The sequence below is a fragment of the Agromyces zhanjiangensis genome (assembly GCF_040496055.1).
In the GTDB taxonomy this organism is placed as follows: domain Bacteria; phylum Actinomycetota; class Actinomycetes; order Actinomycetales; family Microbacteriaceae; genus Agromyces; species Agromyces zhanjiangensis.
Genome location: NZ_JBEPKB010000007.1, coordinates 56,009 through 79,411, shown reverse-complemented (window position 1 = coordinate 79,411; position 23,403 = coordinate 56,009). Strand labels below are relative to the sequence as shown.

At 72.6% G+C, this 23,403-nt stretch carries 22 protein-coding genes; 14 read left to right on the top strand and 8 right to left on the bottom strand.

The features are described 5' to 3' along the window. Positions 1 to 49 precede the first annotated feature (49 nt). Positions 50 to 865, top strand: a complete 816-nt coding sequence (locus ABME02_RS13625; RefSeq protein WP_353815895.1) for an FHA domain-containing protein — start codon at positions 50 to 52, stop codon at positions 863 to 865. Between the two features lie 58 nt (positions 866 to 923). On the opposite strand, the gene ABME02_RS13620 is transcribed toward ABME02_RS13625, so the two are convergent. Continuing rightward, on the bottom strand, positions 924 to 1,193 hold the full coding sequence (locus ABME02_RS13620) for an acylphosphatase (RefSeq protein ID WP_353815894.1): 270 nt from the start codon (positions 1,191 to 1,193) through the stop codon (positions 924 to 926). Positions 1,194 to 1,277: 84 nt separating this feature from the next. Between ABME02_RS13620 and ABME02_RS13615 the strand changes: the two genes are divergently transcribed. Both ABME02_RS13615 and glsA read left to right on the top strand, forming a co-directional pair. Next, complete coding sequence (locus tag ABME02_RS13615; RefSeq protein WP_353815893.1) at positions 1,278 to 1,643, top strand: iron chaperone; 366 nt, start codon at positions 1,278 to 1,280, stop codon at positions 1,641 to 1,643. Further along, complete coding sequence (gene glsA / locus ABME02_RS13610; protein WP_353815892.1) at positions 1,640 to 2,902, top strand: glutaminase A; 1,263 nt, start codon at positions 1,640 to 1,642, stop codon at positions 2,900 to 2,902. The genes ABME02_RS13615 and glsA overlap by 4 nt, the downstream gene beginning before the upstream one ends. 67 nt (positions 2,903 to 2,969) lie before the next feature. On the opposite strand, the gene ABME02_RS13605 is transcribed toward glsA, so the two are convergent. Continuing rightward, positions 2,970 to 4,337: an NAD-dependent succinate-semialdehyde dehydrogenase gene (locus tag ABME02_RS13605; protein WP_353815891.1), complete on the bottom strand. Its 1,368-nt coding sequence runs from the start codon at positions 4,335 to 4,337 to the stop codon at positions 2,970 to 2,972. A gap of 214 nt (positions 4,338 to 4,551) precedes the next feature. Here ABME02_RS13605 and ABME02_RS13600 point away from each other — a divergent pair, with 214 nt between their 5' ends. The 3 genes from ABME02_RS13600 (at position 4,552) to ABME02_RS13590 (ending at position 7,699) form a co-directional block, all read left to right on the top strand. Further along, the gene (locus ABME02_RS13600) at positions 4,552 to 5,718 is read left to right on the top strand and encodes a CaiB/BaiF CoA transferase family protein (protein WP_353815890.1); all 1,167 of its coding nucleotides are present in this window, start codon (positions 4,552 to 4,554) and stop codon (positions 5,716 to 5,718) included. Positions 5,719 to 5,764: 46 nt separating this feature from the next. Further along, positions 5,765 to 6,976, top strand: a complete 1,212-nt coding sequence (locus tag ABME02_RS13595) for an acyl-CoA dehydrogenase family protein (protein ID WP_353815889.1) — start codon at positions 5,765 to 5,767, stop codon at positions 6,974 to 6,976. 255 nt (positions 6,977 to 7,231) lie between these two features. Then, positions 7,232 to 7,699, top strand: a complete 468-nt coding sequence (locus ABME02_RS13590; RefSeq protein WP_353815888.1) for a DUF4442 domain-containing protein — start codon at positions 7,232 to 7,234, stop codon at positions 7,697 to 7,699. Between the two features lie 82 nt (positions 7,700 to 7,781). On the opposite strand, the gene ABME02_RS13585 is transcribed toward ABME02_RS13590, so the two are convergent. Further along, positions 7,782 to 8,114 carry a hypothetical protein gene (locus ABME02_RS13585; protein WP_353815887.1) on the bottom strand — a complete coding sequence of 111 codons (333 nt, stop codon included), beginning with the start codon at positions 8,112 to 8,114 and terminating at the stop codon, positions 7,782 to 7,784. 359 nt (positions 8,115 to 8,473) lie between these two features. Here ABME02_RS13585 and ABME02_RS13580 point away from each other — a divergent pair, with 359 nt between their 5' ends. Genes ABME02_RS13580 through ABME02_RS13565 form a run of 4 tightly spaced genes read left to right on the top strand, consistent with a single transcriptional unit; the run spans position 8,474 to position 11,734 of the window. Further along, a complete protein-coding gene (locus tag ABME02_RS13580) occupies positions 8,474 to 9,286 on the top strand; it encodes an amino acid ABC transporter substrate-binding protein (protein ID WP_353815886.1) in 813 nt (270 codons plus the stop codon). 30 nt (positions 9,287 to 9,316) lie between these two features. Continuing rightward, entirely contained in the window at positions 9,317 to 9,982 is a 666-nt protein-coding gene (locus ABME02_RS13575; RefSeq protein ID WP_353815885.1) for an amino acid ABC transporter permease, read from the top strand. Next, on the top strand, positions 9,969 to 10,805 hold the full coding sequence (locus tag ABME02_RS13570) for an amino acid ABC transporter ATP-binding protein (RefSeq protein WP_353815884.1): 837 nt from the start codon (positions 9,969 to 9,971) through the stop codon (positions 10,803 to 10,805). The genes ABME02_RS13575 and ABME02_RS13570 overlap by 14 nt, the downstream gene beginning before the upstream one ends. Before the next feature lie 59 nt (positions 10,806 to 10,864). Continuing rightward, positions 10,865 to 11,734, top strand: coding sequence for a Pr6Pr family membrane protein (locus ABME02_RS13565; RefSeq protein ID WP_353815883.1), 870 nt, complete (start codon positions 10,865 to 10,867; stop codon positions 11,732 to 11,734). A 16-nt stretch (positions 11,735 to 11,750) separates the two neighbouring features. On the opposite strand, the gene ABME02_RS13560 is transcribed toward ABME02_RS13565, so the two are convergent. From ABME02_RS13560 to ABME02_RS13550, 3 genes are all read right to left on the bottom strand, one after another. Further along, entirely contained in the window at positions 11,751 to 13,292 is a 1,542-nt protein-coding gene (locus ABME02_RS13560) for a flavin monoamine oxidase family protein (protein ID WP_353815882.1), read from the bottom strand. Between the two features lie 140 nt (positions 13,293 to 13,432). After that, positions 13,433 to 14,917, bottom strand: a complete 1,485-nt coding sequence (locus tag ABME02_RS13555; RefSeq protein ID WP_353815881.1) for an aspartate aminotransferase family protein — start codon at positions 14,915 to 14,917, stop codon at positions 13,433 to 13,435. Between the two features lie 153 nt (positions 14,918 to 15,070). Then, positions 15,071 to 16,636 carry a CoA-acylating methylmalonate-semialdehyde dehydrogenase gene (locus tag ABME02_RS13550; protein ID WP_353815880.1) on the bottom strand — a complete coding sequence of 522 codons (1,566 nt, stop codon included), beginning with the start codon at positions 16,634 to 16,636 and terminating at the stop codon, positions 15,071 to 15,073. Between the two features lie 196 nt (positions 16,637 to 16,832). Here ABME02_RS13550 and ABME02_RS13545 point away from each other — a divergent pair, with 196 nt between their 5' ends. From ABME02_RS13545 to ABME02_RS13535, 3 genes are all read left to right on the top strand, one after another. Next, entirely contained in the window at positions 16,833 to 18,512 is a 1,680-nt protein-coding gene (locus ABME02_RS13545) for a PucR family transcriptional regulator (RefSeq protein WP_353815879.1), read from the top strand. 114 nt (positions 18,513 to 18,626) lie between these two features. Next, the gene (locus ABME02_RS13540) at positions 18,627 to 19,082 is read left to right on the top strand and encodes a VOC family protein (RefSeq protein ID WP_353815878.1); all 456 of its coding nucleotides are present in this window, start codon (positions 18,627 to 18,629) and stop codon (positions 19,080 to 19,082) included. Between the two features lie 23 nt (positions 19,083 to 19,105). Beyond that, positions 19,106 to 19,825 carry a winged helix-turn-helix transcriptional regulator gene (locus tag ABME02_RS13535; RefSeq protein WP_353815877.1) on the top strand — a complete coding sequence of 240 codons (720 nt, stop codon included), beginning with the start codon at positions 19,106 to 19,108 and terminating at the stop codon, positions 19,823 to 19,825. A 103-nt stretch (positions 19,826 to 19,928) separates the two neighbouring features. Here ABME02_RS13535 and ABME02_RS13530 read toward each other — a convergent pair whose 3' ends face one another. Next, positions 19,929 to 20,285 carry a YciI family protein gene (locus ABME02_RS13530; protein WP_353815876.1) on the bottom strand — a complete coding sequence of 119 codons (357 nt, stop codon included), beginning with the start codon at positions 20,283 to 20,285 and terminating at the stop codon, positions 19,929 to 19,931. Positions 20,286 to 20,431: 146 nt separating this feature from the next. Here ABME02_RS13530 and ABME02_RS13525 point away from each other — a divergent pair, with 146 nt between their 5' ends. After that, complete coding sequence (locus ABME02_RS13525; protein WP_353815875.1) at positions 20,432 to 22,111, top strand: alkaline phosphatase D family protein; 1,680 nt, start codon at positions 20,432 to 20,434, stop codon at positions 22,109 to 22,111. A gap of 9 nt (positions 22,112 to 22,120) precedes the next feature. Here the strand turns inward: ABME02_RS13525 and ABME02_RS13520 are convergent, their stop codons facing one another. Continuing rightward, entirely contained in the window at positions 22,121 to 23,287 is a 1,167-nt protein-coding gene (locus ABME02_RS13520; RefSeq protein WP_353815874.1) for a DmpA family aminopeptidase, read from the bottom strand. Positions 23,288 to 23,403 lie beyond the last annotated feature (116 nt).

Sequence of the window (23,403 nt, the reverse complement as noted above, 5' to 3'; positions counted from 1 at the left end):
TCGACGCGTGGTCGCGGCGATCCGTCGGCGGCCCCTGGCAGGCAGTCGGATGTCATCGCAGCGCGCAGCACCGGAACCGACCCTCCTCGTGGTCGGGGGCCGGTGGGGAGGGCGACGCCTCGCGGTCCCGCCCGGCACCACCGTCGTGGGCCGCGACCCGTCGTGCGGCATCGTCCTCGACGTCGAGGGGGTGAGCCGACGGCACGCCCGGCTCGTGCGCACCGGCGACACGGTGACGATCGAGGACGCGGGCTCCACGAACGGCACCTCCGTCAACGGCGAGGCCGCCGCCGGTCCGCACGAGCTCCACCACGGCGACCGCGTGACGCTCGGCTCGCTCGAGCTGTCGTACCTGGGGCCGCGCGAGCGGCCCGTGCCCGGCGTCGTGCACCGGCGGGGCAGGGTGCGGATCGGGCGGGCCGTGGTCGTGGGCGCGCTCGTGAACCTCCTGCTCCTCGGGGTGGTCGTGGTCGTCCAGCTCACGACCGGGCTGACCGGGGTCGCGCCGTGGATCGCGGCACCGCTCACGGGCATGGCGGCGGCGCTCGTCCAGCTCACGAAGGACGCCGTGACGCGGGTGCCCGAGCCGCCGCCGATGCCCACCGGCGAGGTACCGGGCGCGGTGGTCTCGCCACTGGGCCAGGGCGCCCCGAGTGCCGACGCTCGCCCGGCGCCAACCGGGTCGCACGCGACCGCGCCGATGGGATTCGAGGTCCCGAGGCGCAGCCGCGGGCTTCCGGTGTACGTCGCGGCGATCGTCACGGTGCTCGTGCTCGGCGTCGGCGGGGTCGCCGTGGCCTTCGGCGTCGCGACGCTGACCGGGCTCGTCACCGGCGACCCGACCGCGCCGCCGACGGAACCGTAGCCCCTCCGCGGTGGTGCGCCTCGGCGGTGGTGCGCCGGACGCGGCATCCGTTCGCGGGTCAGCTCAAGACGCGGAACCCGCGCTCGCCGGTCGGCGCGAGGTCGGCGGTGCTCAGCGAGCTCACGTCGGCACCGGGCGGGCCCTCGTCGAGCCACGCGAGCATCGCGTCGACGGATGCCCCGTCGCCCTCGATCTCCGCCTCGACCGCGCCGTCGTTGCGGTTCCTGATCCAGCCCGAGACGCCGAGCCGCTGGGCCTCCACGCGCGCGCTGAATCGGAAGCCGACCGCCTGGACGCGGCCGTGGACGATGACGCGCTGCCGGATCATGCGACCCCCTTGCGACGAGGGTAGACCGCGCGTCGCGCGACCGCACGGATGCCGCGCCCGAGCGGCCCGCGTACGATGACCGGCATGGGGGAGGTCACCGAGTACGTCGCCGGGCTCCATGAGCCGGCACGGTCGGCCGTCGAGGGCGTGTACCTCGTCGCGCGCGAGGTCGTGCCCGATGCCGAGGAGGGACGTAGCTACGGCATGCCCGCTCTGCGTTACGCCGGCAAGCCGCTCCTCGCGGTCATGGAGGCCAAGGCGCACATCGGGCTCTACCCGTTCAGTCCCGCCGTGATCGACGGGGCTGCGGACCTGCTCGAGGGGTTCTACCGCACCAAGGGCACCGTCCGGTTCACTCCGGAGCATCCGCTGCCCGAGGACGCCGTGCGCCGTCTCGTGAGCCTGCGCCGCGACGAGATCGACGCGGCTTCAGGCCGCCGCCGCGCGTGAGCGCCGAGGAACGGCCGCGCCTGCTCGGCGCCGCCGTCGACCGCGTCCTCGCGGAGACGCTCCGCGACGTCGCCGCCCGAGTCTCCGATGGCGCCGTCGCCGACTACATCCCCGAGCTCGCCGACGCCGACCGCGATGCGTTCGGCGTCACGATCGCGAGCGTGCTCGGCCGGGCCTACGGCGCCGGCGATGCGGATGCCCCGTTCACGATCCAGTCGGCCTCGAAGCCGTTCGTCTACGCCTTCGCCTGCGAGGAACTGGGCGCGGACACGGTGCACGAGCGCGTCGGCGTCGAGCCGAGCGGCGAGCCGTTCAACGCGATCAGCCTCGACGAACGCGGGCGGCCCGAGAACCCGTTCATCAACGCCGGCGCGATCGTGACGACGTCGCTCGTGCCCGCCGGCGATGCCGATGAGCGCTTCCGGCGCATCCGCGACGCGCTCTCCCGCTTCGCGGGACGTGAGCTCGACCTCGACGACGAGGTGTACCGGTCCGAGGCCGACACGGGGCATCGCAACCGCGCGCTGGCGGGACTCGCGCTCGCCGCGGGCTCGCTCGCGACCGACGACGTCGACGCGGCGACCGACCCGTACTTCCGGCAGTGCGCGCTGCGTGTCACCACCGCCGACCTCGCGCTCATGGGCGCCACGCTCGCCAACGGCGGCGTGAACCCGATCACGCGGGACCGCGTCATCGGCGAGCGGGCCGCCAGGGACACGCTCTCCGTCATGGCGACGTGCGGCATGTACGACCGATCGGGGGCGTGGGCCTTCCGCGTGGGGATGCCCGCGAAGTCGGGCGTCGGCGGCGGCATCGTCGCCGTGCGCCCCGGCGAGTTCGGGGTGGGCGTCTACTCCCCGCCGCTCGACGAGGCCGGCAACAGCGCCCGCGGCGTCGCCATGCTCGTAGCGCTCTCCGACCGGTTCGGGCTGCACATGTTCGATCACGTCGCCGAGCCGGTCTCTCCCGTGGCGGAGGTCGACGTCGACGCCGAGGCCGGGATCGTCGCGTTCGACCTGCGCGGCGAGCTCGACTTCGTCGCGGCCGAGCAGATCGTGCACGACGTCGGGCGCGTGCTCGAGCACACCGATGCCCGCGTCGTGCGGCTCGACTTCGGCGACGTCACCGTCGTCGCCGGCATCGCGGAGCAGCTGCTCGGCGAGACCGCCGCCGCGGCCGAGGCCGCCGGCATCGAGGTGCGGGCCGTCGGCGCCCCCGACCGCGTGCTCGAGCAGTTCGGGCTCGCCGACCGGAGCTGACCGCGGCCCGGACGCGGAAGCGCCCCGGGGCGGGTGCCCCGGGGCGCTGCTGCGATGCGACGGCCGATCAGCCGATGCGGATCATCTTCTTGTTGACGAACTCGTCTGCGCCGAAGCGGCCGAGCTCACGGCCCGAACCGGAGCGCTTTACGCCGCCGAAGGGCAGCTCGGCGCCGTCGGCGAGCACGAGGTTCACGAAGACCATGCCGGCCTCGATCGAGTCGGCGACGCGCATCGCCTGCTCCTGGTCGGTCGTGTAGACGTACGAGCCCAGGCCGAACGGGATGTCGTTCGCGAGGCGCACGGCCTCCGCCTCGTCGGCGGCGCGGTAGACCTGCGCGACGGGGCCGAAGAACTCCTCCTTCGAGGCGGGGTTCTCGGGGGTGACATCCGTCAGCACCGTGGTCTGGAAGAACGCGCCCTCACGCGAGCCGCCGTGCACGAGCGTGGCGCCGTGCTCGAGCGCGCGCTTGACCTGGTCGTCGAGCCCCTCGGCGGCCTTCAGCGACGACAGCGGGCCGAGCGCCGAGTCCGACGAGGTCGGGTCGGTCGCCTCGACCTCGGCGATCTTCGCCGTGAACTTCTCGAGGAAGGGCTCGTAGAGCTCGTCGATCACGATGAAGCGCTTGGCCGCGTTGCACGACTGGCCGTTGTTGTCGAGGCGCGCGTCGACCGCGTTCTGCACGGTCGCGTCGAGGTCGTCGGTCGAGAGCAGGATGAACGGGTCGGAGCCGCCGAGCTCGAGCACGACCTTCTTCAGGTGCTTGCCCGCGAGCTCCGCGACGGCCGCACCGGCACGCTCGGACCCGGTGAGCGAGACGCCCTGCACGCGCGCGTCGGCGATCACGGTCGCGATCTGGTCGTGCGACGCGTACACGTTCACGTAGACGCCCTCGGGCGCGCCGGCGTCGCGGAAGATCTGCTCGATCGCGGCGGCCGACTCGGGGCACTGCTCGGCGTGCTTGAGGATGATCGTGTTGCCGATGATCACGTTCGGGCCCGCGAAGCGCGCGACCTGGTAGTACGGGAAGTTCCACGGCATGACGCCGAGGAGCGGGCCGAGCGAGCTGCGGCGGATGATCGCCGAGCCGTCGCCGTCGAGCAGCGCGACGGGCTCGTCCTTCAGGAACTCGGCGGCGTGGTCGGCGTAGTACTCGTAGATCGCACCGGCGAAGTCGGCCTCGGCGAGGGCCTGCTCGATGGGCTTGCCCATCTCGCGCACGATGATCTCGGCGAGCTCCTGGCGGCGCTCGACGTGCAGTTCGCCGACGCGGCGGATGAGGGCGGCGCGCTCCTCGACCGTGGTCGACTTGGCCCACGTGCGGTGCGCCTCGTCGGCGCTCGCGATCGCGGCCTCGAGCTCGGCGTCGGTGATGGTCGGGAACGTCTTGACCGTCTCTCCGGTGGCCGGGTTGACGACGGCGTAGTTCGTCATGGGACTCCTCTGGGTGATTGGTGCACTCGTCAGCCCGGACGGCGACGACGGTGCACGCCGTCTCCAAGCCTAGGCGGATCGGCGGGGAAGGCGATCGACGCGATGGCGCATCGTCGTGAACCGATGGACGTGCTGTACAACGGGGCGTCGGAAACCCGTGGGTATGGTGACGGGAGGACCCGGGTGGGCCGGGTCCGATCGCCGAGGAGGGCGGATGGCTGAGGCGGACCGGGTCGCGGCGGGCGCGCTGCGCGGCATCCGCGTCGCCGACTTCTCGCGCGTGCTCGCCGGACCGTACGCGACCATGGCGCTCGCCGACTTCGGCGCCGACGTGATCAAGGTCGAGTCGCCCGCGGGCGACGACACCCGACACTGGACGCCGCCCGTCGACGCGACCGGGCGCGCCACGTACTTCGGCGGCGTGAACCGCAACAAGCGCTCGGTCGCGCTCGACCTGACGGATGCCGCGGGGCTCGCCGAGGCGCGCCGGCTCGCGGCATCCGCCGACGTCGTCGTCGAGAACTTCCGCCCCGGCGTCATGGCCCGGTTCGGCCTCGCGTACGAGGACGTGCGGGCCGCGAACCCCGGCGTCGTCTACTGCTCCATCACCGGCTTCGGCACTGGCGAGGGCGCGGCGCTCGCCGGCTACGACCTGCTCGTGCAGGCCGTCGGCGGACTCATGAGCATCACCGGTGACCCCGACGGCGAGCCGTCGAAGGTCGGGGTCGCGCTCGTCGACGTCCTGACCGGGCAGAACGCCGTCGCCGGGATCCTCCTCGGGCTCCGCGAGCGCGATCGCACCGGAGTCGGATGCCTCGTCGAGGTCACCCTCCTGCAGAGCCTGCTCTCGGCGCTCACGAACCAGGCGTCGTCGACGCTCGCGACGGGCGTCCCGCCCCGCCGGCTCGGCAACCAGCACCCGAGCATCGCGCCGTACGCGGTGTTCCGCGCCGCCGACCGCGAGCTCGTGATCGCGGTGGGCAACGACCGCCAGTTCGCGGCGCTCGCCGACGTCATCGGCCGCCCCGCGCTCGCCGACGACGCGCGGTTCCGGACGAACGCCGACCGGGTCGCGCATCGCGAGGAGCTGGGCGACGCCGTCGAGCGGGCGCTGGCCGCGGCATCCGCTCGGCACTGGGTCGACGCACTCGCCGCGGCCGGCGTGCCCGCCGGGCTCGTGAACGACGTCGCCGAGGCGATCGCGTTCGCCGAGGCGCTCGGGCTCGACCCCGTCGTCGAGACCCGCGAGCCCGACCATGCGTCGCCGTCGCACCGGTCGATCGCGAACCCCATCCGACTCGGCGGCGACGGCGCGACGTATCGCACCGCGCCTCCCGCGCTCGACGCCGACCGAGGCGCCGACTGGTTTCCGCGCGGCTGACCGCGACCGCGGCCCACCGGGCCGACGACCACCTGGAAGGACCGACATGACCGTCACCGAACCCGACGCGACCGTCACCGCACCCCGCATCGACGCGGTCTTCGACCTCGACGCGCTGCTCACCGCTGATGAGCTCGAATGGCGCGACCGCGCGCGGCGCTTCGCCCAGGAGCGCATCGCGCCGATCATCGAGCAGGACTTCGAGGACAAGGTCTTCCGCCGCGAGCTCGTGCGCGAGGCCGGCGAACTCGGCTTCCTCGGCATGCACCTGACCGGGTACGGATGCGCCGGGGCCGGCGCCGTGGCGTACGGGCTCGTGTGCCTCGAGCTCGAGGCGGCCGACTCGGGCTGGCGCACCTTCGTGTCGGTGCAGGGCTCGCTCGCGATGAGCGCGATCCACAAGTACGGCTCGGAGGAGCAGAAGCAGCGCTGGCTGCCGGGCATGGCCGCGGGCGAGCTCATCGGATGCTTCGCGCTCACCGAGCCGCAGGGCGGCAGCGACCCCGCGGCGATGACGACGACCGCGCGGCGCGAGGGCGACGAGTGGGTCGTCGACGGCGCGAAGCGCTGGATCGGCCTCGCCTCGCTCGCCGACGTCGCCGTCGTCTGGGCGAAGGTCGACGACGAGGGCGGCGACGACCACGGCGTCGTCCGCGGCTTCCTCGTGCCGACCGCGACGCCCGGGTTCACGGCGACGCCCATCGACGGCAAGCTGTCGATGCGCGCCTCGGTCCAGTGCGACGTGACCTTCGACGGGGTGCGGTTGGCCGCCGACGCGATGCTGCCCGGTGCGCGCGGCCTGTCGGGGCCGTTCGGATGCCTCAACGAGGCGCGCTACGGCATCGTCTGGGGCGCGATGGGCGCGGCCCGGTCGTGCCTGGAGTCCGCACTCGGGCGCTCGATCACGCGCGAGGTGTTCGGCAGGCCGATCGGCGCGAACCAGCTCATCCAGGCCAAGCTCGCCGACATGCTCGTCGAGGTCGAGAAGGGCATCCTGCTCGCGCTGCACCTCGGCCGCCTGAAGGAGCGCGGCGCGCTGACCCCCGCGCAGATCTCGGTCGGCAAGCTCAACTCGGTGCGCGAGGCGCTGCGGATCGCGCACGAGGCGCGCGCGATCCTCGCGGGCGACGGCATCACGAACGAGTTCCCGGTCATGCGGCACGCCGCGAACCTCGAGTCGGTGCGCACGTACGAGGGCACCGACGAGGTGCACCAGCTCGTCATCGGCCGCGCGCTGACCGGCCTGAGCGCCTTCTAGGCCGGCGCTCCCCGCAGGCGGCGACCGCCCCGGGCGCGCCTCGCGTGGCCCGCGCGCCTCGCGCGCCTCGCGTGCCCCGCGCACCGCGGGCGCCACGAGAGGATGCCATCTGCACCGTTCGTCGCGTCCGGCGGTGCATTCGGCATCCTCTCGTCGCACGGTTCATGGGCGCAGCCGACGTGCGCACGAGCGATTGTGGGAAACCACGACGGACGAGCGGATGCCGCGGGCGCGGGCCACACTGGACCGATGCGCATGACCCCACGACGACTCGCGATCGGCATGAGCCTCTGGGCGCCGAACCTGTTCAGCGGCATCCGGGTGCGGCGCTTCGCGCCGGACTGGACGAGCGCCGAGGTGGCACTGCACGTCAACCTGTTCACGCGGAACTACGTGAAGACCGCCTTCGGCGGGTCGATGTCGGCCATGACCGACCCGTACTTCTTCATGCTCGTGCGTCACCAGCTCGGCGGCGAGTTCGTCGTGTGGGACACCAGGGGCGAGATCGAGTTCGTGAAGCCGGGCCGGGGCGTGCTCACCGCCCGGTTCGAGGTGCCGCGCGAACGAGCCGAGGACCTGCGCCGACGCACGCACGGCGGCGCGAAGGTGCTCGAGTGGTTCGAGACCGACGTGGTGGACGCCGACGGCGACGTGGTCGCGCGCGTGCGCCGTGAGGTGTACGTGCGCGAGAAGCGCCGCGTCACCGAGGCGCGCACCGCCTGAGGCCGGCCCGGTGGAGACGACGAGGCCGGCACCCTCGCGGGCGCCGGCCTCGGTCGCATCCGGCGCACGGCGCCGGTCGCGGTCAGCTGTTGATGCCGGGGATGACCAGCCAGCGGTTCTCGAGCACGAGCCAGATCGCGACGAGCATCAGGGCGATGATGGTGAGCGTCATGCCGAGGCGTCCGCGCATGATCAGCGCGACCACGAGTACGACGAGCGTCGCGACGCCGAGCACCAGCGACCCGAAGGGGATGCCGGTGAGGAACAGCGACAGCACGAAGAGGCCGGCCACGATGATCTCGAGGATGCCGATCACCGTCGATCCGCCGCGGGCGCGCAGGCGCCAGATGCCGTCGACGATCGTGAGGACGCCGCCGGCGAGGGCGATGAGGAGGAGCCAGGAGAGCGTGATCATTCAGGTTCCTTCGGTTCTGCGGGGGCAGTGCGACGAGGGGATCCGCCCCTCGACCGCGCCAGCCTAGCCACGAGGAAAAGCGCGCTGCCGCCCATTGCGCACCAGGCCCCGGAGCGTGTATGCCCGCGCGCGCATGGGGCATCCGTCGTCGTCGGCCGCACGACCGTTCGACCCGGATCGGCGACCGATCCGGCCCGATCGGAAATGAAACGCGGCGTCGTCCGGTTTCACCTCGTGGCCCCGACCGTGCTGGACTCGTCCGCATCCGCCGGGGCCCACTGCCGCCTCCGGCGGCCGGCACCATCCACCGGGCCCGCCACGACCGGGCCCTCCCACGTCACGAAAACGGAGCACCATCCATGACTCGCACCCGCACCCTGCTCGGCCTCGCCGCCGCCTCCGCCGCCCTCCTCGCGCTCGCCGCGTGCTCGAGCAGCGATGGGGCCCCGGGCGGGGCGGATGCCGCGGCGGACGAGTACGGCCTGGTGCAGGCCGGCACGCTCACGGTCGCGACCGAGGGCACCTACCGCCCGTTCAGCTACCACGAGGACGGCTCGGGCGACCTCGTCGGCTACGACGTCGAGGTGGCCGAGGCCGTCGCCGAGAAGCTCGGCCTCGAGATCGCCTTCCAGGAGACCCAGTGGGACGCGATCTTCGCAGGCCTCGACGCGGGCCGCTTCGACGCGATCGCGAACCAGGTCTCCATCACCCCGGAGCGCGAGGAGCAGTACCTCTTCAGCACGCCGTACACGATCTCGCGCGGCGTCGTGGTCGTGAACGAGGGCGACGGCTCGATCTCCTCGTTCGACGACCTCGCCGGCAAGACCACGGCGCAGTCGCTCACGAGCAACTGGTACGAGCTCGCGACCGAGTCGGGTGCGAACGTCGAGGCCGTCGAGGGCTGGGCGCAGGCCGTCGCGCTCCTCGAGCAGGGCCGGGTCGACGCGACGATCAACGACCAGCTGACCTTCCTCGACTACGTGAACACGACGCCGGACGCCGCGATCGAGGTCGCCGCCGAGACCGACGAGACGTCCGAGAGCGCCCTCGCGCTGACCCAGGACAAGGAGGCGCTCGTCGCCGCGATCGACGAGGCACTCGCCGAGCTCGCCGCCGACGGCACCCTCGCCGAGCTCGGCGAGAAGTACTTCGGCGCCGACGTCACCGAGTAGCCTGTCGCCGTCCCAGGAAGGCGGTGACCCGTGAACGAGGGCCTGCAACTGTTCCTCGAGTCGTTCTGGCCGATCGTGTGGGGCGGGATCACGGGCACCATCCCGCTCGCCCTCGCATCGTTCGCGATCGGACTCGTGCTCGCGCTCGCCGTGGCGCTCATGCGGCTGTCGCGGAACCGGGTGGTGTCGGGCATCGCCCGGTTCTACATCTCCGTGATCCGCGGCACGCCGCTGCTCGTGCAGCTGTTCGTGATCTTCTACGGACTGCCCGCGGTCGGGCTCGTGATCGACCCGTGGCCGAGCGCGATCATCGCGTTCTCGCTGAACGTCGGCGGCTACGCCGCCGAGGTGATCCGCGCCGCGATCCTGTCGGTCCCGAAGGGGCAGTGGGAGGCGGCGTACACGATCGGGATGTCGCCCGCGACGACGCTGCGCCGCGTCATCCTGCCGCAGGCCGCCCGGGTCTCGGTGCCGCCGCTGTCGAACACGTTCATCTCGCTCGTGAAGGACACGTCGCTCGCGTCGCTGATCCTCGTGACCGAGCTGTTCCGCGTCGCCCAGCAGATCGCGGCGTTCAGCCAGGAGTTCATGCTGCTCTACCTCGAGGCGGCGCTGATCTACTGGCTGTTCTGCCTCGCGCTCTCGGGCGGACAGACGCGCCTGGAGAAGAGGTTGGACCGCTATGTCGCCCACTGACGCCCCCATTCCGCCCTCCGGCGGCGACGGCCCGCTCGCGCCTCGTCGGGCGGGGGCGACGGATGCCACGGTGCTGCTGTCGGCACGCGGCATCCGCAAGGCGTTCGGCGCGAACGAGGTGCTGCGCGGCATCGACTTCTCGGTGCGCCGCGGCGAGGTCGTGACGCTCATCGGCCCGAGCGGGTCGGGCAAGACGACCGTGCTGCGCTCGCTCAACGGGCTCGAGACGCCGGATGCCGGCACGCTCGAGTTCGACGGCGGACCCTCGATCGACTTCGCGCGCCCTCCCGGGAAGGCCGCGCGCCTGGCCATGCGCGACCGCTCGGCGATGGTGTTCCAGCACCACAACCTGTTCCCGCACATGACCGTGCTCGAGAACGTGGTCGAGGGGCCGATCCGCGTGCAGCGCGTGCCGAAGGCGACGGCGCTCGCCGAGGCATCCGCCCTGCTCGAACGCGTCGGACTCGCCGAGAAGCACGACCAGTACCCGCACCAGCTCTCAGGCGGGCAGCAGCAACGCGTCGGCATCGTGCGGGCCCTCGCGCTGAAGCCCGACCTGCTGCTCTTCGACGAGCCCACGAGCGCGCTCGACCCCGAGCTCGTCGGCGAGGTGCTCCACGTCATCAAGGAGCTCGCCGACGAGGGCTGGACCATGGTCGTCGTGACCCACGAGCTGCAGTTCGCGCGGCAGGCGGCCGACGAGGTGCTGTTCATGGACGGCGGCGTGATCGTCGAGCGCGGGGCGCCGACGGACATGTTCACGAATCCCCGCGAGGAGCGCACGCGGCGCTTCCTCGACCGGATCCTGCGACCGCTCGACTGAGGCGGGCGCGCACGGCGTATCCCCGACGGGCGTGGAGGCGGGGCGACTACCGTGATGGCATGTCCGCGCGCGTCCTCGGCTCCGGTTCCGGGGCGGGGAGCGCCGCGACGCGAGCGGGGAGCGCCGCAACGCGAGCTGCACCGCCGGCCGACGCCGGGACGATCGACGGCCCGCCCGACGCGGCCGTGCTCGCGATCGACCCGGCCGCACTCGCCCGCACGACGAGGTCGCGGCGCGCGCTCGGGGCGTTCCGGCTCGCGATCGCCGTGATCGAGATCGTCGCGCTGATCGCCAACTACCAGTACGTGCTCGAGTTCCCGCTCTTCGCGTCCGTGAACTTCTTCAGCTACTTCACCGTCCAGTCGGCGATGCTGGCCGTCGTCGTGCTGCTCGTGGCCGCCGCCTACGCCCTGACGCAGCACCGCGACCCGCCGGTGCTCGCGGCGTTCCGCACCGTCGTGACGGTCTACCTGCTGGTCTCCGGCATCGTGTTCGCCCTCATCGCGGTGCAGGCGTCGACGCGCGACTACCGCCTCGAGGTGCCCTGGTCGGATACGCTCCTGCACTTCGTCGTGCCCGTGCTCGCCCTGGTCGCCTGGACCGTCGACGCCGTGATCGCGGTCAACCCGCCGGTGCCGTGGGCGACGATCGGCCTGGTGCTGGTCTTCCCGGCCGGATGGCTCGTCTACACGCTCATCCGCGGCGCCGACATCGGGTGGTACCCGTACTTCTTCCTCGACGCCGGCCAGGTGGGCGGCTACCTCGGCGTCGCCGTGTACTGCGTGCTCGTCCTGCTCATCTTCGTCGGGGTGACCTCCGTGCTCGTGGGCGTGCACCGACGACTCGCCCTGCGCGGGGTGCGCCGGCGGGTCGCAGCGCGGAACCGTGCGGCGGGCGCCGCCGAGGCCGGCGACGCCGGCGGCCGGTGAGCGCGGCTCGCGACCGCTAGGGTGCGACGAACGGCTCGAGGGCGCCCAGGACCTCGGCGAGCGCGTCGTCGTCGTCGAGCTCGGCGATGCGCCGCGCGTGCTCGGCCGCGAGGATGCCGAGGAGGATCGGGCGGCGCGGATCCACTCCGACGTCGAGCCAGGCGGCCACGGTCGGCGTCGCGCCGACGAGGGTGAAGACGTTCGCGTCGGCGTCCGTCTCGCCGCCTGCGGCGACCTCGGCGTCGCCCCCGGTCGCGGCGGGCTCCTCGGTCGGAGCGGGCACGACGTCGCCTGCGCCGCCGGTCGAGCTCGCGGCATCCGCCCGCCAGAACGGCTCGTCGAACGCGAGCCACACGACATCTGACGCCCCCATGCCGAGCACGCCGATCGCGCGCTGGTGGAGGAGCGGCAGCGGGGGATCGAAGGTGATCGTGTCGGTCTTCAGCACGCCGAGGGACGCGGTCACGATCACCCGGTGCATGCGCAACGACTCGCCCGTGTCCAGGCGGAGGCCGACGCCGTCGTCGGCCACCGTGATGCTGGTGACGACGCTCGACCCTGCGATCGCGAGGCCGTCGGCGAGGCGGTCGACGAGCGCCGTCCAGCCGCTCACGACGCGGGACGTCGGCCGCCACACCAGGTCGGGGTCGAAGCGCTGCGCCGAGACCCGCGTCGGCGCGGCGCCGGTCGTCGGCTCGACGCCGGTCGTGATCGCGTTCACGAGCCAGTCCCTCGGGCTCAGCCCGTCGGCGGCCGGCTCGCCCGAGATCGGCACCGCACCGGAGCGGAGCAGCGCATTCGTGAGCGACACGTCGGCCGAGTTCGAGGCGGCCCACTCCTGTGCGGTCGCGATCGCGTCCCAGCCCTCGGTGGACGGCGCGACGACGGTTCCGTCGGGCGTGTGGACCTCGATCACGGGAGTGAACGGGCGCGTCGCCACGCCCGCCTCGGTGAGGATCGGTCGGAGCTCGGCGCCGTCGGATGCGAACACGCTGCCGAGCACGACGGGGCCGCCGAAGGCGTCGTCGTCCACCGTGCGGAGCCGGCCGCCGAGGGTGCGGCCCGCCTCGACGACGACGACGTCGTGCCCCGCATCGGCGAGCGTCCGCGCGGCAGCGAGGCCGGCGACGCCGGCGCCGATGACGGCGATGCGGTCGCCCTCGTCGGCGAGGTCGGCGATGGTGCGGGCCGCCCGCACCCCCTCTGCGTAGGCGCCGTGCACGGTCCCGGGCGCGTCGGCGGAGGTGCCCTCGCCCGCGATGACCAGCCGGTCGGCGATCGGCTCCGCGAGCGCGGTGCGGAGGTCGGGAGTGGAACCGACCGCGTCGAAGCTGAACGCGCCGCGGGTGAACGGGTCGCGGCTCCAACGCGAGCGGAGGAACGCCTGCGGGGCCGGGACGCCGCCCGCCGTCGGCGACGGGGTCGGCGTGCGGGTGGGCGTCGGCGTGGGCGTGGGGCCGCCGTCGGTGCACGCGGCGAGCGTGACCGCGAGGCCGCCCAGGGTCGCCGCGAGGAATGCGCGCCGTGGCATCCCCCCGGCGGGCCCGCGTGCGTCCATGTGCCTCAGGCTAGCCGCTCGGACTCCGGCGGCCCGGCACCCGTCCGGCCGCCCGACGGGTGAACGCAGGGGAATCCGCGGTTCAGGGCACTGGAGGCCCGAACCGCGGATGCTCCTGCGTGAGACGGCGCGGAGGCGTGCTACCTCGCGATCTCCGCGTCGGCGACGTCGAGCGCCGCATCGATGATGTCGAGGCCGCGGACCAGGTCGGCCTCGCTGATCACGAGCGGCGGGGCCACGTGCAGCCGGTTGAAGTGGACGAACGGCCAGAGGCCGGCCTGCTTGCAGGCCGCGGCGACCTTCGCCATCGGCGCGGCATCCGCCCCCGAGGCGTTGAACGGCACGAGCGGCTCGCGCGTCTCGCCGTCGCGCACGAGCTCGATCGCCCAGAAGAGGCCGAGGCCGCGCACCTCGCCGACCGACGGGTGCGTCTCGGCGAACTCGGCCAGGCGCGGGCCGACGACACGGGTGCCGAGGTCGCGCACGCGCTCGAGGATGCCGTCGCGCTCGAACACCTCGAACGTCGCGACGCCCGGCGCGCACGCGAGCGGGTGGCCCGAGTACGTCAGGCCGCCCATGAAGGCGACGGTGTCGAAGTGCGACGCGATGCGCTCGGAGATCACGACGCCGCCGAGCGGTGCGTAGCCCGAGTTGACGCCCTTGGCGAAGGTGATCAGGTCGGGCGTCACGCCGAAGTGGTTCACCGCGAACCACTCGCCGATGCGGCCGAAGCCGACCATGACCTCGTCGGCGATGTAGACGATGCCGTACTTGTCGGCCAGGGCGCGGACGCCCTCGAGGTAGCCGGGCGGCGGCACGAGGACGCCGTTGGTGCCGACGACGGTCTCGAGGATGATCGCGGCGATCGTGCTCGCGCCCTCGAGCGTGATGACCTGCTCGAGGTGGGCGAGCGCCCGCTCGGCCTCCTGCTCGGGCGTCTCGGAGTTGAACGACGACCGGTACGCGTACGGGCCGAAGAAGTGCGCGACGCTGCCGTCGCTCGGCTCGTTCGCCCAGCGGCGGGGGTCGCCCGTGAGCGAGATCGCCGTCGCGGTACCGCCGTGGTAGCTGCGGTACATCGACAGCACCTTGCGGCGGCCGGTGACGGCGCGGGCCATGCGCACGGCGTACTCGTTGGCGTCGGCGCCGCCGTTGGTGAAGAACACCTTGTCGAGGTCGCCGGGCGCGACCTCGGCGATGCGTCGGGCGAGCTCGCCGCGCACGTCGGAGGCCATCGACGGCTGGATGGTCGCGAGTCGTCCGGCCTGCTGCTGGATCGCGGCGACGAGGTCGGGGTGCTGGTGGCCGAGGTTGAGGTTCACCAGCTGCGACGAGAAGTCGAGGTAGCCCTTGCCCTGGTAGTCCCAGAACGTGGCGCCGTCGCCTGTGGCGACGGGCAGCGGGTCGATCAGCGCCTGCGCGCTCCACGAGTGGAACACGTGGGCGCGGTCGTCGGCGCGGACCTGGGCCTCGGCGGCGGTGTCGGGCAGCGGATGCCGCGTGCCGCGCGAATCGATATACGACGGCGTCGCCGCGGTCGCCGCGGTCGCCGCGGTCTCCGCGATCGCGGCGTCATCCGTCGCCGTCTGCGCGATGCGCTGCTCAGCATTCAGGAGATCGGTCATGTCTCAGTGCTCCGTTCGGTTCGGAGTTCAGGAGCGCTCGCGACCGAGGCCCGGTCGGATGGCGGAACCGGCTTCCGACCGGGCACACAGCCGCGTGCGCTCCTGAATTCCGCGCAGGGCGCGGGTCGTGCGCTCCTGAATCGTGGAAGGGGGTCAGTGGTTCTGGGGGAAGCCGAGGTTGATGCCGCCGTGGGTGGCGGGGTCGAGCCAGCGGCTGGTGACGGCCTTCTCGCGGGTGAAGAAGTCGAAGCCGTGCACGCCGTACGCCTTGCTGTCGCCGAACAGCGACTGCTTCCAGCCGCCGAAGGAGTGGTAGGCGACGGGCACGGGGATCGGCACGTTGATGCCGATCATGCCGACCTCGACCTCGTTCTGGAAGCGGCGCGCGGCGCCGCCGTCGTTGGTGAAGATCGCGGTGCCGTTGCCGAACGCGCCCGAGTTGATGAGGCCGAGGCCCTCGTCGTACGACGCGACCCGGACGACCGACAGCACGGGGCCGAAGATCTCCTCGGTGTACGCACGGGACGTGGTGGGGACCTGGTCGAGCAGGGTGGGGCCGAAGAAGAAGCCGTCGTCGTGGCCGTCGACCGTGAGCCCGCGGCCGTCGACGACGACGGTCGCGCCGTCGGCCTCGGCGATGTCGACGTAGGAGGACACCTTGTCGCGGTGCACCGCGGTGATCAGCGGACCCATGTCGGGCTCACGGAGCTCACCGTCACCGGCGTCGACGCCCGCGCCGTTGCCGATCTTCAGGCGTCCGATGCGCTCGGCGATCTTCTCGATGAGCTCGTCCGCGACGGGCTCCACGGCGAGCACGACCGAGATGGCCATGCAGCGCTCGCCCGCGGCGCCGTACCCGGCGTTCACGGCCTGGTCGGCGACGAGGTCGAGGTCGGCGTCGGGGAGGACGAGCATGTGGTTCTTCGCCCCGCCGAGGGCCTGGACCCGCTTGCCGTGCTTGGAGGCGGTCTCGTAGATGTACTGCGCGATCGGAGTGGACCCGACGAACGAGATCGACTGCACGACCGGGCTGGTGAGCAGGCCGTCGACGGCGAGCTTGTCGCCCTGCAGGACGGTGAACACGCCGTCGGGCAGGCCCGCCTCCTTCCACAGCTCGGCCAGCCACAGTGCCGCGGACGGGTCCTTCTCGGAGGGCTTGAGGACGACGGCGTTGCCCGCGGCGATCGCGATCGGGAAGAACCACATCGGCACCATCGCCGGGAAGTTGAACGGCGAGATGACGCCGACCACGCCGAGCGGCTGCTTGAGGGAGTACACGTCGATGCCCGACGAGGCGTTCTCCGAGAACGCGCCCTTGATCAGGTGCGGGAACCCGGTCGCGAGCTCCACGACCTCCTGGCCGCGGAGGATCTCGCCCATCGCATCGGAGAGCACCTTGCCGTGCTCGCGCGTGATGATCGCCGCGAGCTCGCCCTTGCGGGAGTTCAGCAGCTCGCGGAACGCGAACAGCACCGTCTGGCGCTTCGCGATCGAGTAGTCCTTCCAGACGCGGTAGCCGCGCTCGGCCGACGCGATCGCCTCGTCGATCTCGGCCTGGTCCGCGAGCGCGACCTCGGCCTGCACCGCGCCGGTGGCGGGGTTGTACACGGGCGCAGTCCGGCCCGACGTGGACGCGCGCAGCGCGCCGTCGATCCAGTGGCCGAGCTGCGGCACCCCGGCAGTCGAGGCGGGCGATGCGGTCGTGTCGGTGAGGCTCATGACAGTCCTTCGGTGGGTCGTGACGACGGATGCCGCGGTAGCGCGTCGTCGGTGGCTTGGTCGGCTCGAACGTCGGGATCGGACAGATCGACCGGCGTCGTCTAAGCTGGCGTTTCCCCAGTCTTACAGAGGCAGAGAGGCCGAGAGGATGCCAGAGCGTCGCGAAGACGAAGCAGATCGAACGGATCGTCCGAGCTTGTCGGCGGCCGGGCAGGCCGGTGCATCCGGCGCGTTCGGGACGGACGACGCGCTGCCGACGGTCGGCGAGATCCTCGCGCTCGACGCGGTCGCCGCGGGGGTTCCCGAGGTGCTCGTGGGCGACGCGGCGCTCGATGCGCGCGTGCGCTGGGTGCACGTCTCCGACAGCGCCGGCGTGGCCCGACTCCTCGACGGGGGAGAGCTCCTGCTGTCGACCGGATCGGGCTGGCCGACCGAGCCGGACGAGCTCCGGGCGTTCATCGCCGGACTCGTCGAGGTCGGCATCTCGGGCCTGGTGCTCGAACTCGGCGCGCACTACCGCTACGTGCCGGCCGTCGTGCACCGCACCGCCGCCGAACACGGTCTCGCGCTCGCCGCGCTGCACCGCGAGGTGAAGTTCGTGGGGCTGACCCAGGCGGTGCACCGCCGCATCATCTCCGAGCAGACCGCGGCGCTGCACGCACGCGACGAGGTGCGCGAGCGGTTCACGGCGCTCGCCCTGCGCGGCGCGCCGGCAGACTACGTCGTGCAGCAGCTCGCGCAGACGCTGGATGCGCCGGTGCTGCTCGAGAACCTCTCGCACGAGGTCGTCGCGGCCGACCTCCCCCCGGCATCGGAGGAGGAGGTGCTCACGGGCTGGCAGCTGCGCTCGCGCGATGCGCACCGCCGCTGGTCGACGAACGGGGTCGGCGGGCGCGGGGCGCCGACGGGGTCGTCTGCCGCCGCCCCGGACGCCTGGCTCATCGTGCCGGTCGAGGCGCGCGGCATCCGGTGGGGGCACCTCATCGCGCTGCCCGGGCCGGCGCACCCCGCCGGTCGGACCAGCGTGCTCGAGCAGGGTGCGATCGCCCTCGCGCTCGGCCGGCTCGCCGACGGCGAGGACGACACCTGGGGGCGCATTGGCCGGCAGCGACTCGTCGAGCACCTGCTCGGGGGGCGGTTCGCGGCGTCCGGCGGTGCGGCCGCGCGCCTCGAGGCGGCGGGCCTGCCGGTGTACGGCGCCGACCTCTACGGCGTCGTCGTGACGGGGCGGGGTGCGGAGGGCGAGGCGGATGCCGCGGCTCGCGTGCTCGGCGGGCGTGCGCTCGACGGCCGCCCGGTCGGCACGGGTGCGGCGGCATCCGCCCGGGTGCTGCTCGTGTCGCTGCCGGCCGGCACCCGCTTCGACGACGACGCGGCGCGACGCTTCGCCGGGCAGCTCGCCACGAGGGCCGACGGCGCGACGGACGCCTCGGGCGTCGTGCTGTCGATCGGTGCGCGCTCCGCCGACGTCGACGGGCTCCTCGTCTCGGTGCAGGAGGCGCTGGACCTCTCGCGCACGCCCGTCGCGCGCGGCGCGCGGGGCCCGATCGTGCGTCGGTCGCAGGATCGCCCCCTCGTCCGGCTCGTCACGGCCCTGCGTGACGACCACCGGCTCCAGGAACTCGGGGAGCGCATGCTCGCGCCGCTCATCGAGCACGACCTCGCGCGCGGCGGCGACCTGCTCGACGTGCTCGCTGCGATGCTCGCGCACCCGGGCAACCGCACCGCTGCGGCGCAGGCGAGTCACCTCTCGCGCTCGGTGTTCTACCAGCGCCTGGCGCTCATCGGCGACCTGCTCGACGTCGACCTCGACGACGGGGAGACGCAGACGGCGCTGCACCTCGCGCTGCTGGTGCGACGGAGCGGAGCGCGCTGAGTTCGCCGGCGCGACATCCATTCACTTGCTATTGACAAGTCCACTTGCAAAGAGCAAGCTATCGGATGTCGGCCGACCGGCCGGACCCGACCACCGGACATCCAGGGGGAAACCATGACCACCAGCATCTTCGTCAACCTGCCGACCACCGACCTCGAGCGGTCCAAGTCGTTCTACGAGGCCCTCGGCTTCACCATCAACCCGGCGTTCACCGACGAGAACGCGGCCTGCGTCGTGCTCGACGAGAACATCTACTTCATGGTCCTCACGAAGGAGTACCTCGGCACGTTCACCGACAAGCAGATCATCGACACGACGACGCACGCGCAGACGAGCATCGCCTTCACCCGCGACTCGCGCGACGAGGTCGACGTGGTGCTCGCGAAGGGCCTCGCCGCGGGTGGCACCGAACCGCGCGAGGCACAGGACTACGGCTTCATGTACTCGCGCGACCTCGAGGACCCGGACGGCAACATCCTCGGGTTCCTCTTCATGGAGCCCGCCGCGGCGCAGATGGGTCCCGAGGCCTACCTGGCCGAGCACGGCGTCGACGCCGCCGCGAGCGCCTGACCCGCGAGGTCGAGCGACCCCGCATGGCGACGCGAGCGGCGCGCGGCTACGGCCAGCACGGCGGCACGGCGAGGGCCCTCGAGCGGGTCGGCGACCGATGGGCGCTGCTCATCGTGCGCGACCTGCTCGTGGGCCCCCGCCGGTACGGCGACCTGAAGGCGGGCCTGCCCCGGATCCCCACCAACATCCTCAGCGATCGCCTGAAGGAGCTGCAGGAGGCCGGCGTGCTCCGCCGCGTGCCGATGGTGCGCGGCGGCTACGAGCTCACCGAGCTCGGCCGCGCCCTCGAACCCGTGCTCGTCGCGCTCGAACGATGGGGGTGGGGCCTCGGCGGGGAGCCGGGCGACGACGAGGGCGTCAGCGCCGACTCGCTCGCGTTCGCGCTGCGCGCGGCATTCCGACCGGATGCCGCGGCCGAGCTCCCGCCCACCGAGTACGTGCTCCACACGGGCGAGGTGTCGCTCTCGGCGATCGTCGTCGGCCGCACGCTCGACATCGTGCCCGTCGGCGACGGCGCCCTGCCGCAGCCGCGTCGACGCTCCGCGCTCGAGCCGGTGCCGCAGGCCGTGCTCGAGCTCGACGTCGCGCCGACCGCGTTGTCCGGACTGTTGTCGGGCGACCCCGGCGCACCCGGGATCGCCGTGCTCACGGGCGGCGGCGAGCTGCTCGAACGCTTCGGGCGCACGTTCCGCATCGACCCGGCCCCGACGACGACGGGTGCGGCGGGACGGATCGCCGCGTAGTCGTCGAGGACGACGTCGTCGCGCTCATCGGAGTGCAGGCCGGCGCAGGCGTGCCGAAGGAGTTCTGCGGCTACGCCCGATGGACGAACCCACCCGGATCGGCTCAGCCGGACCCGCCGATCACGCCCCCGCTGTGGACGGGTCGGACCTCGACGCCGCCCGAGCTCGTGCGGACCGCCGGGTTCTCGCGCGCGATCGCGATCGCCGCGTCGAGGTCGGGCGCCTCCAGCACGTAGTACCCCGCGACGAACGGCGCATCGGGCACGAACGGCCCGGCGGTGACCCCGCTCCGGCGAACCGAGACCGCCTCGGCGCGCGGCGTCAGCGCGTAGGCGAGGACCATCGAGCCCGAGGCCGCGAGCTCCTCGGCGTGCCGATCGTTCTCCTCGAGCTCGGCCTCGGAGGCGTCGCGGGCGTGCGCGGACTCGTCGGCGTAGATCAGGACGGCGAACTGCGGCATGGGAGCTCCTTCCGTGGACGCAGCCGATCCTGCCGGCGACCCCCGACGCGGGGGAGGGCCGTGACGCCGAGCGGACGCGGTGGAGCGGTCCTCCGGCGGATCGCAACCCCGTGACGTTCGACGGGGCGGCGAGGTAGAACGAGGTGATGACCTCCCCGCTGATCCTCGGCCCGATGCTCCGCCACGTCGGCGAGACCTCCGCCACCATCTGGGTCGAGACGGAGGTCGCCGCGAGCGTGCGCGTCCGGGCCGACGGCCGGAGCTGGCAGGCGCGGACCTTCGCCGTGCACGACCACCACTACGCCCTCGTCGAGCTCGACGGGCTCGAGCCCGGGGCCGTGCTGCCGTACGAGCTGGACGTCGACGGCGAGCGCGCATGGCCGGAGCCGGACTCGGAGTACCCGGCATCCGTCGTCGCGACCTGGGAGCCGGGCCGCCGCCTGCGCATGGCCTACGGGTCGTGCCGCACGAGCGTGCCGCATGATCTGAAGGGGAACCTGACGCACGGCGTCGACGCGATGCGCACGTTCGCGCTCGCGCTCGCCGACGCCTACGCCGAGCGCCCGGACCTCATGATGTTCCTCGGCGACCAGGTGTACGCCGACATCACGTCGGAGGAGATGCAGGAGTTCATCCGGAACAAGCGCGACATCGACGAGGAGCCGGGCGAGGAGCTGAAGGACTACGAGGAGTACGCCCACCTGTACCGGCTGGCCTGGTCGGACCCGGCGAACCGGTGGCTGCTGTCGACGGTGCCGACGGCGATGATCTTCGACGACCACGACGTGCGCGACGACTGGAACGCCTCGCACGACTGGAAGCAGAAGATGGAGGCCACCTCGTGGTGGCACGGCCGCATCGTGGCCGGGCTCGGGTCGTACTGGGTGTACCAGCACCTCGGCAACCTGACGCCCGAGGAGCGGTCGCGGGACGAACTCTGGCAGCGGGTGGCCGGTCACGACGGCGACCACGAGCTCGACCTCACCGACGAGGTCGACGCGTTCGCCGACCGCAGCGACCGGGAGCCGACGAGCGTGCGATGGAGCTACACGCGCGACTTCGACGACATCCGCCTCGTCGTCGTCGACTCCCGCGCCGCACGCCAGCTCGACCCGGACGCCCGGGCCCTGCTCGATCCGGACGAGCTCGACTGGTTCGACGCGCAGCTGCGAGGGGACTTCCGGCACGTGCTCATCGCGACCTCCCTCCCGTTCCTCCTCCCGATGGGGCTGCACAACGTCGAGGCGTGGGACGAGGCGATCTCGCAGGGCGCCTGGGGCCGGCGGGCGGCCCGCGTGGGCGAGGTGCTCCGCCAGGCCGTCGACCTCGAGCACTGGGCGGCCTGGGAGGACACCTTCCAGAAGGTCGCGCGGATGGTTCGGGAGCTCGCCGCCGGCGAGCGCGGCGCGGCACCGCAGAACGTGCTGTTCCTCGCGGGCGACGTGCACTACTCCTATCTCGCCCAGGTCGACCGCGACGACGTCCCGGGGTCGCGGATCCTCCAGGCGGTGTGCTCGCCCATCCGGAACCCGCTGCCGCGCGTCATGCGCTGGTTCTCGGTCGTGATGTCGTACGGCGCGGCGACGCCGATCGGCCGGCTCGCCGCGCGTTCGGCCAAGGTGCCCGATGCGCCGTTCCGCTGGCGCACCGTGAAGGGGCCGTGGTTCGCCAACAACCTCGCGATGCTCGTCGATCGCCCCGACGAGCTGAGGCTGACGTGGCACACGGGCGTCGTCGACGACGGCGACCAGCGGCATCCGCACCTCGAGCAGGTCGCCGACGTGCGGGTTCCGGCGGATCCACGCGCGCGGGTGACCTCGGGCTGACTCCCCGCGTCAGGCCGCCGAGGGCCTCACCCGGCTCGGGAACGCGGCGCGCACCTCGTCGTGCGGCAGTGCGACGTTGGCGTGCCCGTCGCGACCGACCATGTCGCGCGCGGCGACGAGCGCGTTCGCGACGGCCTCCTCGGTTGCCTGGACGACGGCCTCGAAGTAGGGGTCGATTCGACCCCACGGCACGTAGCGGGCGGTCTCGTACGGTTCGTCGCCGACCTCGGAGGTTGGGATGCTCGAGGTGAACGAGCCGGGGTTGCCGGTCGAGCAGGCCAGGAAGATATCGCCCGAGAAGTGGCTGCCGGTCGTGCCGGTGCGCGCCAGGCCGAGCGGGACGCGTCGGGCGAGCGCCTCGCACTGGCCCGGCAGCAGCGGCGCGTCGGTGACGACGATGCCGATGACGCTGCCCGAGCCCGCGCGCACGCGCGCCCGCTGGCCGTCGCGGACGAACCACTCGATGTCCTCGTACGGGTTCGGGGCGGCCGTCTCCCGGCCGAGCGGCACGCCTGCGAGCCGCAGCTCGTGGCGGCTGCCGAAGTTGGCCTGGAGGAAGACGCCGACCGTGTGCGTCTCGTCGCCGTGGCGCACGACGCGCGACGCCGTGCCCGACCCGCCCTTGAAGCCGTAGCAGTTCATGCCCGTGCCGCCGCCGACATTGCCCTCGGCGACCGGGCCGCTCGCGGCCGACTCGATGGCGAGGATCGCGTGCTCGGGGCGCACGTGGCCGGCGTTGATCTGGTTCAGGTAGCCGTCCCAGGTCTCGCCGACGACGGGGAGCATCCACTCGGTGGCCAGTTCAGGGTGCACCTCGTGCGCCCAGCGGTCGATGCCGGTGTGCACCGCGCCGACCCCGTGGCTGTTGGTGATGCCGATCGGAAGCGTGAGCGACCCGGATTCCTCGATCCAGCTGCGGCCGGTGAGCTCGCCGTTGCCGTTGAGCGAGTGGACGCCGGCGGCGCAGGGGACGTTCGCCCCCTCGCGGCCGCGCGGCAGGATCGCGGTCACCCCGGTGCGTGCGACGACCTCGTCACCGGGGCCTCCCTCGATGATCGTCGCGTAGCCGACCTCGACGCCGGGGACGTCGGTGATCGCGTTCCAGGGACCGGGGGTGCCGTCGAAGGGCACGCCGAGGTCGCGGGCGCGGGCGGGGGGCTGCGGCGTGGTGGTCATCGTCGACTCCATTACTCGAACAATCGTTCAGATGTTGCGACTTCCGACGATAACAGCCTTGACAGAAGCCGTCGACAGAAAGTTGAATGCATGTTCAAGTTCTTACACCGACCAGC

Bases quoted from the DNA above. Each gene is read 5' to 3' on its own strand.
- ABME02_RS13560 (WP_353815882.1), bottom strand. From the start codon at position 13,292: ATGGACGCACGCGGGCCCGCCGGGGGGATGCCACGGCGCGCATTCCTC.
- ABME02_RS13580 (WP_353815886.1), top strand. From the start codon at position 8,474: ATGACTCGCACCCGCACCCTGCTCGGCCTCGCCGCCGCCTCCGCCGCC.
- ABME02_RS13600 (WP_353815890.1), top strand. From the start codon at position 4,552: ATGGCTGAGGCGGACCGGGTCGCGGCGGGCGCGCTGCGCGGCATCCGC.
- ABME02_RS13555 (WP_353815881.1), bottom strand. From the start codon at position 14,917: ATGACCGATCTCCTGAATGCTGAGCAGCGCATCGCGCAGACGGCGACG.
- ABME02_RS13530 (WP_353815876.1), bottom strand. From the start codon at position 20,285: ATGCCGCAGTTCGCCGTCCTGATCTACGCCGACGAGTCCGCGCACGCC.
- ABME02_RS13570 (WP_353815884.1), top strand. From the start codon at position 9,969: ATGTCGCCCACTGACGCCCCCATTCCGCCCTCCGGCGGCGACGGCCCG.
- ABME02_RS13535 (WP_353815877.1), top strand. From the start codon at position 19,106: ATGGCGACGCGAGCGGCGCGCGGCTACGGCCAGCACGGCGGCACGGCG.
- ABME02_RS13605 (WP_353815891.1), bottom strand. From the start codon at position 4,337: ATGACGAACTACGCCGTCGTCAACCCGGCCACCGGAGAGACGGTCAAG.
- ABME02_RS13550 (WP_353815880.1), bottom strand. From the start codon at position 16,636: ATGAGCCTCACCGACACGACCGCATCGCCCGCCTCGACTGCCGGGGTG.
- ABME02_RS13525 (WP_353815875.1), top strand. From the start codon at position 20,432: ATGACCTCCCCGCTGATCCTCGGCCCGATGCTCCGCCACGTCGGCGAG.
- ABME02_RS13615 (WP_353815893.1), top strand. From the start codon at position 1,278: ATGGGGGAGGTCACCGAGTACGTCGCCGGGCTCCATGAGCCGGCACGG.
- ABME02_RS13590 (WP_353815888.1), top strand. From the start codon at position 7,232: ATGACCCCACGACGACTCGCGATCGGCATGAGCCTCTGGGCGCCGAAC.
- ABME02_RS13585 (WP_353815887.1), bottom strand. From the start codon at position 8,114: ATGATCACGCTCTCCTGGCTCCTCCTCATCGCCCTCGCCGGCGGCGTC.
- ABME02_RS13520 (WP_353815874.1), bottom strand. From the start codon at position 23,287: ATGACCACCACGCCGCAGCCCCCCGCCCGCGCCCGCGACCTCGGCGTG.
- ABME02_RS13595 (WP_353815889.1), top strand. From the start codon at position 5,765: ATGACCGTCACCGAACCCGACGCGACCGTCACCGCACCCCGCATCGAC.
- ABME02_RS13620 (WP_353815894.1), bottom strand. From the start codon at position 1,193: ATGATCCGGCAGCGCGTCATCGTCCACGGCCGCGTCCAGGCGGTCGGC.
- ABME02_RS13540 (WP_353815878.1), top strand. From the start codon at position 18,627: ATGACCACCAGCATCTTCGTCAACCTGCCGACCACCGACCTCGAGCGG.
- ABME02_RS13625 (WP_353815895.1), top strand. From the start codon at position 50: ATGTCATCGCAGCGCGCAGCACCGGAACCGACCCTCCTCGTGGTCGGG.
- ABME02_RS13565 (WP_353815883.1), top strand. From the start codon at position 10,865: ATGTCCGCGCGCGTCCTCGGCTCCGGTTCCGGGGCGGGGAGCGCCGCG.